Source organism: Pontibacter burrus, assembly GCF_010686685.1.
Lineage (GTDB): Bacteria > Bacteroidota > Bacteroidia > Cytophagales > Hymenobacteraceae > Pontibacter > Pontibacter burrus.
The window spans coordinates 58,914-75,604 of the sequence record NZ_JAAGWD010000008.1 but is presented as its reverse complement, the minus strand read 5'-3'; the positions used below and the strand labels follow the sequence as shown (position 1 = coordinate 75,604).

The following is a 16,691-nucleotide window of genomic DNA, read 5'->3' as shown; positions in this document are numbered from 1 at the left end:
AGATTTATAGTTTTTTTTGCTTTAAAGTACTTTGAGTTTCAAAGTTGATGAATAAAAAAATTTAAATGCCGTTCCGGTTATTCAAAATTAACTGCTCCAGTGCGTCCAGGTGGCTCTTAAAAGCTTCGCGGCCTGCATCGGTAGCCTGGTAAGTAGTGTTTGGTTTACGGCCTACAAACTGCTTTTCTACGTGCAGGTAGTTCGCCTCTTCGAGTGCACGCAGGTGACTGGCCAGGTTACCGTCTGTTAGCTGCAGCGTCTCTTTCAGGGTGTTAAAATCTGTTTTCTCTTCCACCATCAGTACCGACATAATGCCTAACCGCGCCCTGCTTTCGAAGGCTTTATTTATATTTTCAAGGTAATCTTTCACGTGCCTGCTAGCGTTCGTATTTAAAATACACCAGTGTACCGTACACAATGTGCAGCACTCCAAACCCCAACGTCCAGGCTAATAAACCATACCCCACAAAAAAGCTGGCGACCAGCCCCAGTGCAATCTCAATAATGCCCAGGTACCGGATATCGCTCAGGGTATACTTGCTGGCATTTAGTAAGGCACAGCCATAAAAAATAAGCATGACTGGTGCTACTAAATAAAACAGGCTATGATACATCAGTATAGCGCAAAAGATACCGCCAGCTGCCAACGGTATAAACAGGTTGATCAGCATACGTTCTGTTTTGCTGTCCCAGACACGATGGCTTTTTTTCTTGGCATTGCGTGCCGTAAAATAGGTAGCCGAAGACAGGGCGAGTATAAATACCAATGCTGCAACCGATAGTATAAAGATGATGGCCTCTCTGGTTAGCGTAAGGCCATAAATCTCATTGTAAACGATATTGTTTGATACCAGGTACCATTTTACGACCGCTGCACCTATAAGCGCCGATACGCCTGCCGCCACTCCCGAAAGTCCGCTAAGCGAAATAAACCGGGAAGAACGATCCATGATATTCCGGATCTCGTGCAGGGTAGCTAACTGGTCTTGCTGTTGGTTCATAATAAAGTACTTTGAGTTTCAAAGTTAATAACGGTTTACGTAAAGTCAAGTAGTTAGTCTGAAAAATGAGTAAAATATTTTGAGTAGTGAATATAACCTGCCCGGACAGCACAAAACTATAGCCATATCGCAAGAACCTAAGCCGGGTCTGTACGTTTAATTTTACTCAATTAAAGCCGGTAAAATTGCCGGCATCACCTACGAAAACAGATATATTATGAATTACACAGAGAACTTTGAAGGCATTAAACTAGACATACAGGCAGTTGATATTGAAATTCCCGATACCATTCAGCAGAACATCCGGGAGATAATTACAAAGTTGAAGCGCCATGGTACCAAAATAGATTCAGTGGATGTTTATTTTAAAGAAGAAGCGAAGCAGGCTACGAATCAGAAAAGTGTGCGCATGCGTGTAGGTGTGCCTGGCAACGATGTGTTTGCCCATGATGAAGGCGATAACTGGTACCAGCTGCTGGATAATGTTTCAGAAAAGTTGAAACGCCAATTAGATAAACGATAACTATAGTTTGATCAAATATAAACCCGCTGCCGGACTGTAAACAGCATCTGGCAGCGGGTTTTGTTTTTCCTTTCTATCTTAGTTGAATTATGAATTCGTTTTATTAAGCAGCTGTAGATTTATAACCTGAATTGCCCGACCGCTGTAAACTATAGCTAAACCCACGCCGCTACAAATGGTACAGTCTCCGAATACGCCTACTATCCTCTATATTACAAACCCGATGTGTGCCTGGTGCTACGGCTTTACCTATGTGGTGCGCCGGCTGGCCGCCTTATGGCAGGGGCGCTTACAGGTACAGGTGCAGCTAGGCAACCTGCAGGCTTACAACACTCAACCGCTCAAGCGTCAGGAACGCGAACGACTGGCCACTAACTGGCATTGGGTGCAGCAGCGCACGCATCTGCCTTTCGATTTCAGATATTTCCTGAAAATAGAACAGGTGTTTGCCACAGAGCCTGCCTGCCGTGCCTTGCTGTGTATGCGCCTGCTCCGGCCTGTGCTTACCCTGGAAGTTCTCAGAGCCATGCATTCCGCGTTTTTTGCAGAAGGCCAGGACCTGAATGATACTAAAGTACTGGTAAACATTGCCGCATTATTCGGTGTCTCCGAAAATCTGTTCCTGGCTCTTTTCGAGTCTGAAGAGATTATGCAGCAGCTCGATGATGAGTTTGAGTCTGTTGCTGCACTCGGCGCTACCAATTTCCCAAGTATTTACCTCCGTACCCGGCAAGGCACAGAGCTTATCTCAAAAGGGTTTTGCCAGTTAGTAGAATTGGAAAACAGGTTGTTGGAGCGGTTAAAGTAGTGTTAACTGAAATGTTTCTTTTTGTCTTGCGGATCTTAGCCGAGGGAGCTGAAAATCCATAGTTTACTTTATTGTCATTTCGAACAAGTGAGAAATCTATCACAGCCTAAATCTATCACAGACTATAGTTTCTTTTGTCATGTCGAGCGTTAGTCGAGACATCTTATAAGGCCTATATTTACTACAGACCTCGTAGCGTGCGCAGCTCCTACGAGCGTCTATTGCTATAGTTGAAGCTCATTACAACCTGAACCAAGCTATAGTTTCATAGCCACTTCCAATCCTGGGAGCTTCACCTACCTATCGTTTCAATTCAGCTTTGGTGCGCTCACGGCCGCGAGGCCTCGTCTTCGGGCATCGCGCGGTGTACATTTCTTTTGCTCGTTCCTCACAATGCCTGCGGCACCAGAAATCTACAAGGCGCTCAACCCAAAGACTGAAATCCTTCGATAGCTATAGTTCTTATAGATAGAGATGTTATAGTTGCATCGCCTTTTCGTGGTAGTAATTCCTTAGGGCAGGCTGCGCCTGCCTGCTCATGGTCTGGAACTATAGAACTATAACTGTTGAAATGTAAAAGCAGAATTCCCCTCTTGGGAGGGGTAGGGGTGGTTTGAAAAAAATAACTATAAAACTATAGGTCAAACTATAGCAAAGGCAGAAAGTCCCCCTTCGAAGGGGGTAGGGGGATGACCAACCGTAACTATAGAACTATAGCCAACACCATTGTCATTCCTGTCCTTTCAGGCCAGTTGAGTTACAAACTCAACCCTATAAGTAGATACGGGTTGCAAACCCGCGCCAGCGAATGCCCTACTATGCCAACTATAAAACTATGGCCAACCACAGCTAACAGCATCAATCCATCAAATCCCATTAATACCGGTTCTGCCACAACAATTTAATCTGTTGATTTGGCTTGAGTATTAAATTAAATGTATATTTATCCATCAACATGCCAAAAGCGAACTATACACTATGAGAACTAAAGCTACAACGAACCAGGTAGACGAATACATCGAGAAACTGAGTCCGGAAAAGGTAGCCCTGGCACAGGAAGTAAGACGCATTATCTTGGGCTCCGTGTCGCACCTGGAAGAATGCGTGCGTTGGGATAACCCTTGCTATTTCTTCTACGGGCCAGTGTGTTATTTCGCATCTTCGCGCAGCGGCATTCATTTCGGTTTTTTCAGGGGCAAAGAGCTCACTGATCCTGCCCGCAAACTGGTGAGCCGAAACGGCCAGCCGTACCACATTAAAATCCGTACTACCACTGATATCGACGAGAACTATTTTTCAGAACTGATTCGCGAAGCAGTACTGCTTAACCAGAACTAGGATCGCCGCAATCTACGTGCCCGCAGTCAAAACCAGGTCTTTCCAGTTCAATGGTAATGTGCTGCACGCCTATGTCTGTTAGCAGGTCCCGGATCTGCTGTTTTATCGTTTCCGCTTCATGCATCTGCAGGTTTTCGGCTACAACTGCGTGTAAAGTCAGTACATTGTAAGATCCATCCAGTGTCCAGATGTGCAGGTCGTGAATAGACTCAACTGCCGGCAGGCTTGTAATGCGTTGCTGAATAGCTTCTGTATCCAGTTCGGGCGGGGTACCTTGCAGCAGAATGGTAAGACTCTGGCGCAGATTTTTTACAACATTATAAAGTACGAACAGTGTTATCCCGATTGAAAGTAAGGGGTCTATAATTGGCCAGTCGAAGAAATAGAGGATAATACCGCCCACCAGTACTGCAATCCAGCCTAACACATCTTCCAGCAAATGCAGGCGCACCACCCGTTCATTTATAGAGTTGTCGCTCTTTAAACGGAGCATTGCCGCACCATTTACTACCACGCCCAGTAGCGCAAACCCGATCATACCGGCGGCATTCACCGATTCGGGATTCCATAGCCGGGGCAGTGCTTCCGAAAGAATGATAAAAGAACCTACTAGCAACACCACCGAGTTCGTAACAGCACCAAGCAGCGAAAAGCGTTTATAGCCATAAGAAAACGTGCGGTCGCTTCCTTTTTTAGATAGCTTTTCGAAATACCAGGCCATTCCCAGCGAGAGCGAGTCACCCAGGTCGTGCAATGCGTCTGACATAATAGCCACGCTGTTTATCCAGAAACCCCCGATAAACTCAAGTATGGTAAAACCGAGATTCAGGAAAAAAGCTACCTTTATATTGCTTTCGCTATGATGATGGTGGTGATGGCCGTGGTGATGTGAATGTGACATGAGATTAAACCTGCTGCGCGCAAACTTTTTTAGAGATTGCAATTACCTTTGCAAATACTGCCTAATCCTATAACAGGCATCCGACTGCTAAAGTTGAAGTAAAAGACCATAAGATGCAACGCCCGCATGAAAGTACTGCTGATTGAAGACGACCCTAAAGTAGCTGCCTTTATCAAAAGAGGCCTCGAAGAGCAGACCTATGATGTGGAACAGGCCTACGACGGCACTTTTGGAGTAAAACTGGCATTGCAGCAGGAACACGACCTGATTATACTGGATGTGATTCTGCCGAACAGCAACGGGCTGGATGTGTGCCGCGAAATACGCAGGCATAACCAGCAGGTGCCTATACTGATGCTAACAGCCTTAGGCGCTACCGACGACAAAATTACCGGCCTCGACGCCGGCGCCGACGATTACCTGACCAAACCTTTTGAGTTCAAAGAACTGCTGGCCCGCATACGTGCCCTTACCAGGCGCGGCACTGATAATTCTACAGGAGAAAAGCTGGGCTTAGCCGATCTGGAAATGGACGTAGCCAAAAAAACAGTGGTACGTGCAGGCAAGTCTGTTAATCTTACTGCCCGTGAGTTTGCCTTGCTGCATTACCTGTTGCGCAACAAAGAAAGAGTGATTTCCAGGGTAGATATTCTGGAGCAGGTTTGGGAAACGTCATTTGACACGGGCAGTAATGTAGTGGATGTTTACATCAACTTTCTCCGCAAAAAGATTGATAAGGACCAGCCAAACAAACTGATACATACGCTCGTGGGTATGGGGTATGTGCTAAAGGAGCAGCAGGACGTATGAAGATCCGGACCCGCCTCACGTTAAAGTTTGCCGGTATTTTCGCCCTGATTTTGGCGCTCTTCTCGCTGGTTATCTACTACTTTACATCCATTTACCGTCAGGAAGATTTTTACGCCCGTATTCTGCAGCGGGCGAAAGTGGTAGCTACCTATGCGTTAGAAAATGAGCAGGCTAATCCGCAAACCCGGAAACTGAATGAGCGTCGCTTTTACCAGGTGCTACCACAGGAGATCGTGAGGATATATGATGCCGGCGGAAAGCTGGTATTTGCTCGCGGTAATGGTGATCTGCTGATCACACCCGAAGTACTTACAACCATCCGGAACAAAAAAGAAGAGCATTACGAGCAGGGGGTAAGGCAGGTAGTGGGTATTTTGTACAATACTCCTAAAGGCGAGTTTGTGGTACTGGCTTCGTCTGTAGATGCCTATAGTTTAAAAAAACTACAGCATCTGAAAGTAATTCTGATCGTGGGGTTTCTGGGGTCTTTACTGGTTGTGCTGGTGGCAGGCTGGGCATTTGCCAAAGACGCTTTGCGGCCTATTACCAAAGTAGTGAGCGAGGTAGAGAAAATTACAGCCTCGGACCTGCACATGCGCCTTACAAACGCCGAAGGTACCGATGAGCTTTCGCATCTGGCTCAGACCTTTAATAAGCTGCTGGAGCGCCTGGAGCTTGCTTTCGAAATGCAAAGCACCTTTGTGTCGAGTGCTTCGCATGAATTGCGTACACCTTTAACAACCATGATGGGCGAGCTGGAAGTGGCTCTGATGAAGCCCCGAACACCTGAAGAATACCAGCGTGTACTTAGCTCTACCCTGGACGATGCCCGCCTGCTGACCGAGCTCTCCAACGGTTTACTTCAGATCGCCCAGGCAAGTATCGACCCATCTAAAATAACGAAAGACTTACTGCGCATTGATGAATTGGTCTGGATGGCCCGCGACCAGGTACGGAAGCGCCAACCCGAAGCGCAGATAAACATTGACTTTGCCGACCTGCCTGAAGATGAGAACCGCCTGGTAGTAAAAGGCAACGAAGCCTTGCTGCTGATTGCAATTGTGAATGTGATCGAGAATGCCATTAAATTCTCGCCGTCTGGCAGAAGTGCTTCGGTGCGCATGGTGCTTACCAAAACGGACGTGGAGCTGCAGGTACAGGACCGCGGCTTGGGTATTGCCGAAGATGACCTGAGGCATGTATTTGTGCCTTTTTTCAGGGCAGAAAATGTACGAAGCATAACAGGGCACGGAATCGGACTGCCGCTGACAGAGCGCATTTTAAAGCTGCACCAGGGCGGTATTATAGTTAAATCCCGCATCAACCAGGGCACAGAGGTTATACTTACACTGCCTCAGGCCTACGGTTTCATTCCCTCTTAATCTCAATTTTAATCTCCTTTTAATCTGGTTTTAATATCGCCTTAATCCCGCAAATCTACTTTTGTGGCCATAGGTGAGAAAATCAGTGATTGTTCCCGCCCGCTGATACTGGTTGGTGGTATGCGGGTGGGGCAATTGCTGAACTAAAAGCAGAACAGATTAAAATATGAGTACAGGAGTTAGAAAAAACACAGGGTTTGCCAGCATCACAAAGGATTTACCGGCTGGCCTTGTCGTATTCTTGGTTGCCCTGCCGCTTTGCCTCGGTATTTCGCTGGCATCGGGTGCACCGTTGTTTGCAGGATTAATAACTGGTATAGTTGGCGGATTGGTGGTATCGTGGCTGAGCGGGTCGCAGCTGAGTGTAAGCGGGCCGGCAGCAGGGCTTACGGTTATCGTGCTGAATGGTATCGAAACACTGCAGACTTACGAGGCCTTTTTGCTGGCTGTAGTGCTTGCAGGCGCTTTGCAGTTAGTGCTCGGTTTCCTGAAAGCGGGTGTAATAGGCTTATACTTTCCTTCTTCGGTCATACGCGGTATGCTGGCTGCCATCGGCCTTATCCTTATCCTGAAGCAGATCCCACATTTTTTAGGTGCCGACGATGATTTTTTTGGTAGTCTTTACTTCCTGCAGGCTGATGGGAACAATACGTTCTCAGGCATCACAAAAGCACTTTCAGGCATAAATACCGGAGCCTTTATAGTAGGGCTTGTATCGCTGGCCATACTTCTGCTATGGGATACCAAACCATTTAAAAAAGTAAAGCTGTTTAAGTTTGTGCCGGGTGCTCTTGTAGTGGTACTAGCATCGGTTGGTATAAACGCTATATTCTTAGCGTATTACCCCGAGCTCGCCATTACTTCGAGCCATCTGGTTAACCTGCCCATTATTTCCAGTGCACAGGATCTGGGCAACGAGCTGCGCCTTCCCGACTTTAGCTCATTTACTAACCCGGCCGTGTATGTGGTAGCTTTTACCATAGCTATAGTTGCCAGCCTTGAAACGCTGCTGAGTGTAGAGGCAGTTGATAAACTGGACCCGCACAAACGACGCACGCCCACCAACCGTGAACTAAAGGCACAGGGCGTAGGCAACATGCTGAGCGGTATCCTGGGTGGTTTGCCGATGACGGCAGTTATAGTTCGCAGCTCAGCCAACATTGTAGCGGGCGGCGAAACCAAGCTTTCCAGTTTTATACATGGTGTTTTCCTGCTGCTCTCGGTGCTGTTTATGGCTGGCTTCCTGAACCAGGTCCCACTTTCGGCACTAGCGGCGGTATTGCTGGTAGTAGGCTTTAAGCTTACCAAACCTACACTTTTCAAATCCCAGTTTAAGCTCGGTTCAGAGCAATTCATTCCATTCTTGGTTACCATCCTCGCCATTCTGTTCACCGACCTGCTGGTAGGTATCTGTATCGGCCTGGCTGTAGGTATCTTCTACATCCTCAAAGCCAACTATAAATCCCCTTATTTCTATCATAAAGAAGAGCAGAAAGACAAGGATATCATCCGGATTAAGCTCAGCGAGCACGTGTCTTTCCTGAACAAGGCCAGTATTGTGCTGACGCTGGAGCACCTTCCTGACAATCATCATGTAATTATTGACGGCGAAAACTCTGCCTACATAGATTATGACGTGCTGGAAGCTATTCAGGAATTTAAACAGACAGCGCACGAACGCAACATAACAGTTGAGATACTCGATGTTCCGGAAGTGCAGGCGCTGAACGTGCACTAAAAAGTAATAACAGGAAAATTCAAACCATAAATCAGAACTATAAACATGAAACGGATACTAGATAACAACAGAAAGTGGGTTGCCGATAAGCTGACCGAAGATCCGGAATATTTCAACAAACTGTCGCTGGGGCAGGAGCCGCGCTACCTCTTTATTGGTTGCTCCGACAGCCGCGTGCCTTCTTCAGCCATAACCGGTACAGGCCCGGGCGAAATGTTTGTGCACCGCAACATTGCCAATCTGGTGGTGCACAGCGACATGAACCTGCTTTCGGTGCTCCAATACGCCGTAGAGGTGCTGAAGGTAAAGGTGATTATGGTAGTTGGCCACTATGGCTGCGGGGGCGTGGCTGCGGCTGCCAGCAACAAACAGTTTGGTTTAATTGATAACTGGCTACGCAATATTAAAGATGTGATGCGCCTGCATGAGCGTGAGATGCTCAGCATTTACAACGAAGAAGAGCGTCTGCGTCGCCTGGTAGAGCTAAACGTGATAGAGCAGGTACATAACCTGTCTAAAACATCTATCATACAGAATGCGATGCGCTCAGCAAACCCACCTAAACTATACGGTTTGGTATACGATCTGAAAGAAGGCCTGCTCCGTGATCTGAAAGTGGATGTGAACTCATTTAAGCGTTACGAACATATTTACAGCGTTACCAACGAGATGGTAAAGTCAGCTTAAGTTAGCGTAAAGTATACTATAGAGCATAAAAAAGCCCCGGTTTATGGCCAGGGCTTTTTTGTTTTGCCAACTATAGCATAAAGCTCAGCATTACAAAAAAAGTTGAATTTCGGCGCTGCTGCCCAACAAACGGGCCTTCATCATCAATGTCTTTCAGGCCACCAGTGTAACGCAGCTCCAGGCCTATGTTGCTGGCACCACGGTAACCAATGCCGGCTGCATAACCGAAGTCAATAGGGTAAGGATGATCCGTTACGTCTGTTTTTTTGCTTGTAACAGTATTGCCTGATTCCGGAGTAGTTTCGCGTATCTGATGTGCTTTAACTAAAAAAGAAGCCTGAGGGCCCAGATCGAAAAATAAACCACCAGCTGAAACGTGCAGCATTACCGGAACATCGATGTAGTTATAACGGAACCTGTCTTCGATCGTATTGCTGCCGCTTCGGAACTCGTTTTTAGCACCGCGGGATGTATACAATATCTCTACCTGGGTGCCGATAATGTCGTTGATGTACTTCTGAAAGAAAAGACCGCCAGCATAACCTAAACGGTAATCGTAGTCTTTGGCACCATCGCCAGAAAAGGTACCATAGGTAGCTCCCCCTTTGATACCTACCTGTTGGGCTACAGCAGCAAAAGCCAGCGAGCAAAAGCAAAATAATAGTAGAACTCTCTTCATTTTTTATAAACAGTAAACTTTAATGTGGTTATAGTCAAGTAGTTGTGGTTTGTTGCCAATAGCGTATTGCAGCTGGCTAAAAAGTCAGCAAATGTGCAAATAAAAATGCCCCGCTGCAACCAGCGAGGCATTTTTTGTGGAGTTTCATCCACTGTCCAATGTAGAATCTACTAATGGCAGCCGTTATAAAACAACTACGCTAAAGTAGGTCTACCATTCGTAGTCTCTTCTTGATGACGAACCGTAAGAATATGGAGGTCCGCTGTATGTGCCGCTATAATTAGAAGACGATCTGCTGCTGTAGTTACCGTAGTCGTTGTCACGGTCGCGCATTTCGTCCATTCTTCTGCGGCGCTCTGCTTCTTCGTCGCCAAACCACGATTTTATCTCATCGCCGGCTCTGTCAAAAAAGCCACGGTCTTCATCTCTGTAGCGGTCTCGGTCGTAATCACTGGTATAGCGGTCGCGGTCGTAGCTTCCGGAACTATAGCCTGATGATCCCATGCCGCTGCTGCCATAAGTGCCACGGCCATAGTTTGATGAACCCATACCGCTGCTGCCGTAGTTAGACGAGCCATAGCCAGATCCATAGTTTGATGAGCCGCCATAGTTAGAAGACCCATAGTTTCCGGTTGAGCCGTAGCGGCCACTGTAGCTTGAGGAAGAGCCGTAGGTACCTCTGTTGCGGTTTTCATCGTCGTCTGTCATGCGATCCCAGGCGTTAGACACCCGGTTTTTTGTACGATCCCAGGCGTTTTCTATTCTGTCGCCTGCACGGTCCCAGCTATCGCGGTCGCTGCTGTAGCGGGAGCCAGTGTTTCTGTTATAGTTAGACGAGCCGTAGCCCGAAGTAGAACCGTAACCGGATGAGCCATAACCTGACGATGAGCCATAGTTGCCACCCATGCCTGCTGAACGACCATAGGTTGAACCGCTGCCGTAGCCTGAGCCTGAACTATAATCTCTTCCAGAGCCAAAATCAGAGCTTGATCTGCTACTGCCATAGTTGCTGCCTCTGTTCGAAAAGTTATCGGAGTTATAATTTCTTCCAGAGCCTCTGCTCTCGGTTCTGTAATTGTCATTGTACGGGTTGTAACCCGAGTTTTCATAGCTTCTCATAGGTTTTGGGGTTAACAGTTAATTAATGTTATACTAAATTGATTCACATCGCTTTGCTATACTTCGCGACGTTTTTTTCTACGGTTCAACAGGTATTAAGTTATCTGAAATAGCTCCTCTTATTGTATATAATTGTACTATATATAGTGTTTATATAAATATAGTTCGCCTTTTCGGAGCGTTAATTTAGTGGGTCTCAATTGTATTAATTGTATATATAGTTTGTGATTATGTGGTGGCCTGCTAATAGAACAGTATTTTCTAGTGTATTGCTTCTCAGGGTGTTGTGATGTTTTAAATTTTGCTCATAATTAGCTGTGTTATGCCGTGATTTTATCTCAAAAATTAGTTAACGCACTTGTACTTAATAAAATGCTTTGTACCTTGTGCCGCTTTAATAATTGAGGTTCTGCTAAAAACCAGAAAATTATATTTTTTAGTTGTAACCAGTTTTAGAGCTAACTTTTAGCCATAGTACCATGAAATTGAAAACAACATTGGCGGCATTTCTTGCTGCCCTTACCCTGACAAGCTGCGAAGATATTTTTGAGGATGGAAGTATGCAGCCAGATGGTTCCAAACCAAGCCTGACCATTATTAACCCAACTGCCAACCAGGCGGTGCAGCAAGCAAAAGGGCTGCGTATTTACCTTTCGGCTTTCGACAAGGACGAAGTAAAGAACATGGAGTTTACGGTGCGTGGTTCTGAAACAGATCTCCTCTCTTTTAATAAAGTAATGAACAAAACCGCTTTTGAGTTTGATACAACAGTTGCTGTAAGTGATATCAGGCCTGGAAGCTATCAGCTTATAGTGCGTGCAACTGACGGAAGAACCAATGTAGCGCAGCAGATAGTAAGCTTCACTGTTAAATAAAACGATAACAAATAGCCCTTTACCTTATAAAAGCAGAAGCGCCACTATAATAGTGGCGCTTCTGCTTTTATTAAATGTTATAGTTTAGAACTGGTACACTACCTGCCAGTTTTCATTAATGGCAAGTGCAGCCTCAAAAGCATTTCCGGTTTTAGGAGAGATAAAGCCTTTAATTTTGCCTGTTTTACCTTTTGTTAGCAACGTTGCAATTTGCTTGTCGGTAAGTGTTTTGCCGCCCAGCTCAAAAGGTACTTTAAACTGGCAACCTTCCCGGAAACGGCTGCAACCATAAGCTGTGTTGCCTTTCAGCAGGCGGCCCTGTTTGCAGCGCGGGCAGGTCGCAAACGGATCTGCTTCCGGTTTTTTAGCGGCTACCTCTACCTGTAACTGCTGTCCGTTCAGTTTCAGTATGCCGTCAAAGGTATTGCCATCGGCGCCGGTCAGGCCTTTTATAGTTGGTGTCTTGCCCTTAGTAAGCAGTGTAGTTACCTGTTTCTCGGTCAGCGATTTACCGTATTGCTCTATCGGAATCAGGAACCTGCAACCCTCTTTGTACCGGATGCAGCCGTAAGCAGAAGAACCTTTAACAATGTAGCCTTGCTGGCAGGCAGGGCAGGAGCCAAGGCCTTGCGTTGGGGCAGCAGACTTATCTGCAGCAGCCTTCGCTGGTTTAACTGTTTTGCTGCTCTTTGTAGCAGTAGAACCCTTCTCTATAGTTGGTTCTATCGTTACCGTAGCGGTATCGTATTTCACTTCCTGCACCAGGCTAACCACAAAGTCCTGTAGTTCCTGCAGAAAAGCTTCCGCTTTAAATTCACCGGCTTCTATCTGGCGTAGTTTCTTCTCCCACTGCCCCGTCATCTCCGCCGACTTCAAAGTCTGGTTTTTGATAACGCCTATCAGGTCGATGCCCATTTGCGTCGGCACGATCTTCTTTTTCTCTTTGCGGATGTACTGGCGTTTGTAGAGCGTTTCGATGATGGCAGCACGGGTAGATGGCCGGCCAATGCCGTTTTCCTTCAGTGCATCTTTCAGCTCTTCGTTTTCCACCTGTTTACCGGCTGTTTCCATCGCACGCAGCAGCGTCGCTTCGGTATACTCCTTAGGCGGATTGGTCATTTTGGTTTCCAGCAGCGGCTCGTGCGGGCCATGTTCGCCTTTCTCGAAGTGGGGCAGCACACCAGCGGTTGCTTCTTCTTCCTTGCCCTCGCCATCTTTACCTGAGGTTTCCGGTTTTATGTCTTCAGCACCATACAACACACGCCAGCCGGGCTCCAGTATCTGCTTGCCCCGCACCCTGAAACTATAGCCTGCTGATTCTGCATTAACGGTGGTATTGCTCACGATACAATCCGGATAAAAAGCAGCTATAAAACGGCGCGTGATGATGTCATATACATCAGCTTCGCGGCCATAAATGCTGCCTGCATTGGCACCGGTCGGGATAATGGCGTGGTGATCGGTAACTTTATTGTTGTTGAATACTTTTTTTGTCTTGCGTATTTTCTCTTGCAGCAGCGGCGCTACTTCCTGGCTATAGTTGCTCAGGCCCTGCAAAATGCCCGGTATTTTCGGATAGATATCATCAGGCAGGTACGTGGTATCAACTCTCGGATAGGAAACAACTTTTTTCTCGTAAAGGCTTTGCACGGTCTTCAGTGTCTCATCAGCCGACATGCCCAGTTTGTTGTTGCACTCAATTTGCAGTGAGGTCAGGTCGAACAGGTTGCGCGGCGCTTCAGTTCCCTTTTTGGTCTCAACATCGGTTATCGTCAGCTCAGCCTGCTTAATAGCTTCCAGTATTTTCTGCGCGTCTTCTTCCTTCTGGAAACGGCCGTTGGTGCTGGCAAAAGTTACTTCGCGGTACACGGTTTTCAGTTCCCAGTATGGTTGCGGCACAAAGTTGGCAATCTCGTGGTAGCGGTTCACAATCATGGCCAGCGTTGGTGTCTGCACACGGCCTATAGATAAGGTCTGGCGGCTACCGTTGGCGTATTTTAAGGTAAAAAGTCGGGTAGCGTTCATGCCCAGCAACCAGTCACCGATGGCACGGCTTTTACCGGCCTGGTATAGCGAGTCGAACTCGGCGCCCTCGCGTAGTCTGGCAAAGCCCTGACGTATTGCCTCTTCTGTGAGCGACGAGATCCAGAGGCGTTTGAAAGGTTTTCTATATTTGGCTTCGGTTAATACCCAGCGTTGGATTACTTCCCCTTCCTGGCCTGCATCCCCGCAGTTAATCACTTCCTCAGCCTTATCGAGCAGCTGCTTAATGATCTTGAACTGTTTTTGCACGCCACTGTCCTGCATCAGCTTTATGCCGTACTGCTCGGGGAGCATAGGCAGATCATATAAACTCCAGCGCTTCCATTCAGGGCGATAGTCGTCGGGCTCACGCAGGGTACAAAAGTGCCCGAAGGTCCAGGTTACCTGATAGCCGTTGCCTTCAAAATAACCGTCTTTTTTGGTTTTGGCACCAATTACCATGGCTATTTCGCGGGCTACACTCGGTTTTTCAGCAATACAAACTTTCAAGCTCTTGTAGGGTTTAGTGAATCAACAGAACTCAAATTTAAGGCTTTTGGAGCTTAGTTCGTAGCTTTTCTGTAACTTTGCGCCCCGTTTTAAAACAAGCCTGGGTTCAGGAGGCCTGTGTTATGTATCGTTATAGCTGGTTCAACTATAGCTTTTGGCGCAACATAAAAATTTCGACTCTTTTTAATTGTAACATATGCGGCAGTGGCTGCTCTAACTTATTGACAGCTAACTATAGTTTACAAGTCATAAATATAGCACACGAATTTGAACTTTATGAAGACAGCTTCAGGGTAAACTATAGTTTCGGTTTTGCTGCTTAACCGGATGGTGCAGATAAGCTAAACTATAGTTTTAAATAACTGAATAGCAATGCAGGCGCTGCAAACAAACTATAAACCAGATTGCCTATGGGGAAATAAGGAACACGAATTGTACAATATTGTACTTGCTCTGAGCAGTTATTTGCTCAAAAATATTACTACGCGCTAAACAATTAATTGCACTGTTGGTATACTAATATAGATGTACTTACATATGCAATGCACTACTACAAAATATAACTACTTGAAAAAGATTACGCTTGCAGCACTGGCCTTGTCGGTTTGGGCATTGTCGGCCTGCGATAAATTTGAATACAGCCCTTACGAAATAAGGCTTAAAGACGATGAACGTCAGCTAAACCAGAAAAATATAGAACGCATTCAGCAGCTGAACATACCGCGCAATTCGCAGATTACCTTTGCCCTGATCTCGGATACACAGGGATTTTATAAAGATACCGAAGCGATGGTGGCGCACCTGAATAAACAGAACGATGTACAGTTTGTGCTGCATAACGGCGATATAACTGATTTTGGCCTGTTAAAAGAGTTCAGGCTGATAAACGAGCGATTAGGCAAACTGAAGGTTCCGCAGGTAACGGTTATCGGCAACCACGACGCGGTGAACAACGGCAAACAGCTCTACAAAGAGATGTATGGCCCTTACGACTTCAGTTTCACAGCAGGGCATTCCAAGTTTATCTTCATTAACACGAACGGCTGGGAATTTAAAGGGGAAGCCCCTGACCTGGACTGGCTGGACCGAGAGCTACAGGACCGCGATGAGTACGACCAGGTTTTTGTGCTGTCGCATATTCCGGCTTCGGATGCCTCGTTTGGCAGCCCTGAAAAGCTGCAGCGTTACCACGACCTGATGGAAAAATATAAAGTGAGCATGAGCATACACGGCCACGGACACAGTTTTGATGCTTACCAGTTACGGGAGGGCGGTACCCGCTACCTGAACATTGGTGATGCTGCCGATAAGGAATACGTGATAATGCGCGCCACCAACACTGGTGTGACGTTTGATCGGGTGAAAATAGAAGGAGAGCTGGGGTTTAAATGAGAAATTACATACTGAAAAGTATAGCGCTAACTATAGCTATACTTTTTTCGGAAAATCTGAACGCTCAAACTCAACCGGCTGATACCACTAAGCAAAAACGCTGGTATATACCTGATGCTGCCACGCTGCAGTTTGCCGGTAATATGGGGATGTTTGCCATTGGCCCCGGTTATGATTTTGCCAAAGAACGCCTTTCTGCTGACCTGCTGTATGGTTTTGTGCCGAAGTTTGATTCTGATGAAGCAGAGCACCTGCTTACGTTGAAGGGCACTTACAAACCCTGGAAAATACAGCGCCGCCGCGACATAACAGTAATTCCGTTTCAGGTTGGATTAGGGTTGAGCTATTATTTTGACGACAAGTATCCGCTGAAGTGGGGCGATGAATACCCGAAAAACTATTACTGGTGGTCGCCTAAGGTCAGGGTGCTGGGTTTTGCAGGAGCCTCAGTTACCAAAGGCGTGCAGAGCAGTTTGATAGATAAGATCGGTCTTTACGGAGAATTGGGTACCTACGACCTGGTAGCCACAGCCTGGTTTAATGATGAATCCATCAAATTCGGGGATATTGTAAACATTTCGTTGGGCGCAAGAGTAAGCTTTTAAAGATGCAGCCGATCGGGAAATATATAGTTATAGTTGGGGTGATACTGGTGGTGGTAGGCCTGCTGGTATGGTTTGCCGGAGATAAGCTGAACTGGTTTGGTAACCTGCCCGGCGATGTGCGGGTGGAGAAAAAGAACGTGAAGATCTTCGCGCCTTTCACAACCATGTTGCTGCTCAGTATTCTGTTATCGCTGCTGATGTGGCTGTTCCGGAAGTTCTTCTAAACTATAGCTGTTTTCTGGTTTTGCTATAGTTTCCTATCTTGCCATCAAAACTATAGTTCCGAAGCCACAGCAGGCCT

At 46.6% G+C, this 16,691-nt stretch carries 18 protein-coding genes; 12 read left to right on the top strand and 6 right to left on the bottom strand.

Translation table 11 applies throughout. The annotated features are described in order from the left end of the window. Positions 1-61: 61 nt before the first annotated feature. Complete coding sequence (locus tag GXP69_RS16315; RefSeq protein WP_163916284.1) at positions 62-370, bottom strand: winged helix-turn-helix domain-containing protein; 309 nt, start codon at positions 368-370, stop codon at positions 62-64. A gap of 7 nt (positions 371-377) precedes the next feature. Beyond that, on the bottom strand, positions 378-1,001 hold the full coding sequence (locus GXP69_RS16310) for a hypothetical protein (protein ID WP_163916282.1): 624 nt from the start codon (positions 999-1,001) through the stop codon (positions 378-380). Positions 1,002-1,218: 217 nt separating this feature from the next. Here GXP69_RS16310 and hpf point away from each other — a divergent pair, with 217 nt between their 5' ends. The 4 genes from hpf to GXP69_RS16290 all read left to right on the top strand — a co-directional run bounded on the left by hpf (position 1,219) and on the right by GXP69_RS16290 (position 3,670). Continuing rightward, on the top strand, positions 1,219-1,524 hold the full coding sequence (gene hpf / locus GXP69_RS16305; protein ID WP_163916281.1) for a ribosome hibernation-promoting factor, HPF/YfiA family: 306 nt from the start codon (positions 1,219-1,221) through the stop codon (positions 1,522-1,524). 175 nt (positions 1,525-1,699) lie between these two features. Continuing rightward, complete coding sequence (locus GXP69_RS16300; RefSeq protein WP_163916279.1) at positions 1,700-2,332, top strand: DsbA family protein; 633 nt, start codon at positions 1,700-1,702, stop codon at positions 2,330-2,332. Positions 2,333-3,021: 689 nt separating this feature from the next. Then, a complete protein-coding gene (locus GXP69_RS16295) occupies positions 3,022-3,237 on the top strand; it encodes a hypothetical protein (RefSeq protein ID WP_163916277.1) in 216 nt (71 codons plus the stop codon). A gap of 73 nt (positions 3,238-3,310) precedes the next feature. Next, a complete protein-coding gene (locus GXP69_RS16290; RefSeq protein WP_163916275.1) occupies positions 3,311-3,670 on the top strand; it encodes a DUF1801 domain-containing protein in 360 nt (119 codons plus the stop codon). Here GXP69_RS16290 and GXP69_RS16285 read toward each other — a convergent pair. Beyond that, positions 3,657-4,571: a cation diffusion facilitator family transporter gene (locus GXP69_RS16285; RefSeq protein WP_163916274.1), complete on the bottom strand. Its 915-nt coding sequence runs from the start codon at positions 4,569-4,571 to the stop codon at positions 3,657-3,659. The two genes, GXP69_RS16290 and GXP69_RS16285, sit on opposite strands and share 14 nt — an antisense overlap. Before the next feature lie 126 nt (positions 4,572-4,697). On the opposite strand from GXP69_RS16285, the gene GXP69_RS16280 reads away from it, so the two are divergent. From GXP69_RS16280 to GXP69_RS16265, 4 genes are all read left to right on the top strand, one after another. Continuing rightward, positions 4,698-5,381: a response regulator transcription factor gene (locus tag GXP69_RS16280; RefSeq protein ID WP_163916272.1), complete on the top strand. Its 684-nt coding sequence runs from the start codon at positions 4,698-4,700 to the stop codon at positions 5,379-5,381. Next, on the top strand, positions 5,378-6,763 hold the full coding sequence (locus GXP69_RS16275; protein ID WP_163916270.1) for a HAMP domain-containing sensor histidine kinase: 1,386 nt from the start codon (positions 5,378-5,380) through the stop codon (positions 6,761-6,763). Before GXP69_RS16280 ends, GXP69_RS16275 begins: the two co-directional genes overlap by 4 nt. 166 nt (positions 6,764-6,929) lie before the next feature. Beyond that, the gene (locus tag GXP69_RS16270; protein ID WP_163916268.1) at positions 6,930-8,501 is read left to right on the top strand and encodes a SulP family inorganic anion transporter; all 1,572 of its coding nucleotides are present in this window, start codon (positions 6,930-6,932) and stop codon (positions 8,499-8,501) included. A gap of 45 nt (positions 8,502-8,546) precedes the next feature. Next, positions 8,547-9,188 carry a carbonic anhydrase gene (locus GXP69_RS16265; protein ID WP_163916266.1) on the top strand — a complete coding sequence of 214 codons (642 nt, stop codon included), beginning with the start codon at positions 8,547-8,549 and terminating at the stop codon, positions 9,186-9,188. Positions 9,189-9,258: 70 nt separating this feature from the next. On the opposite strand, the gene GXP69_RS16260 is transcribed toward GXP69_RS16265, so the two are convergent. Both GXP69_RS16260 and GXP69_RS16255 read right to left on the bottom strand, forming a co-directional pair. Next, on the bottom strand, positions 9,259-9,867 hold the full coding sequence (locus GXP69_RS16260) for a porin family protein (RefSeq protein WP_163916264.1): 609 nt from the start codon (positions 9,865-9,867) through the stop codon (positions 9,259-9,261). A gap of 210 nt (positions 9,868-10,077) precedes the next feature. Next, the gene (locus tag GXP69_RS16255) at positions 10,078-10,986 is read right to left on the bottom strand and encodes an SWFGD domain-containing protein (RefSeq protein ID WP_163916263.1); all 909 of its coding nucleotides are present in this window, start codon (positions 10,984-10,986) and stop codon (positions 10,078-10,080) included. A gap of 479 nt (positions 10,987-11,465) precedes the next feature. Between GXP69_RS16255 and GXP69_RS16250 the strand changes: the two genes are divergently transcribed. Continuing rightward, positions 11,466-11,861, top strand: a complete 396-nt coding sequence (locus GXP69_RS16250; RefSeq protein ID WP_163916261.1) for an Ig-like domain-containing protein — start codon at positions 11,466-11,468, stop codon at positions 11,859-11,861. A gap of 84 nt (positions 11,862-11,945) precedes the next feature. Here the strand turns inward: GXP69_RS16250 and GXP69_RS16245 are convergent, their stop codons facing one another. Continuing rightward, positions 11,946-14,393 (bottom strand): type IA DNA topoisomerase, encoded by a 2,448-nt coding sequence (locus GXP69_RS16245; RefSeq protein WP_163916259.1) that lies wholly within the window; start codon positions 14,391-14,393, stop codon positions 11,946-11,948. Between the two features lie 567 nt (positions 14,394-14,960). Between GXP69_RS16245 and GXP69_RS16240 the strand changes: the two genes are divergently transcribed. Genes GXP69_RS16240 through GXP69_RS16230 form a run of 3 tightly spaced genes read left to right on the top strand, consistent with a single transcriptional unit; the run spans position 14,961 to position 16,614 of the window. After that, positions 14,961-15,785 carry a metallophosphoesterase family protein gene (locus GXP69_RS16240; RefSeq protein ID WP_163916257.1) on the top strand — a complete coding sequence of 275 codons (825 nt, stop codon included), beginning with the start codon at positions 14,961-14,963 and terminating at the stop codon, positions 15,783-15,785. Further along, a complete protein-coding gene (locus GXP69_RS16235; protein WP_163916255.1) occupies positions 15,782-16,390 on the top strand; it encodes a hypothetical protein in 609 nt (202 codons plus the stop codon). The genes GXP69_RS16240 and GXP69_RS16235 overlap by 4 nt, the downstream gene beginning before the upstream one ends. Before the next feature lie 2 nt (positions 16,391-16,392). Further along, entirely contained in the window at positions 16,393-16,614 is a 222-nt protein-coding gene (locus GXP69_RS16230; RefSeq protein ID WP_163916253.1) for a DUF2905 domain-containing protein, read from the top strand. Positions 16,615-16,691 lie beyond the last annotated feature (77 nt).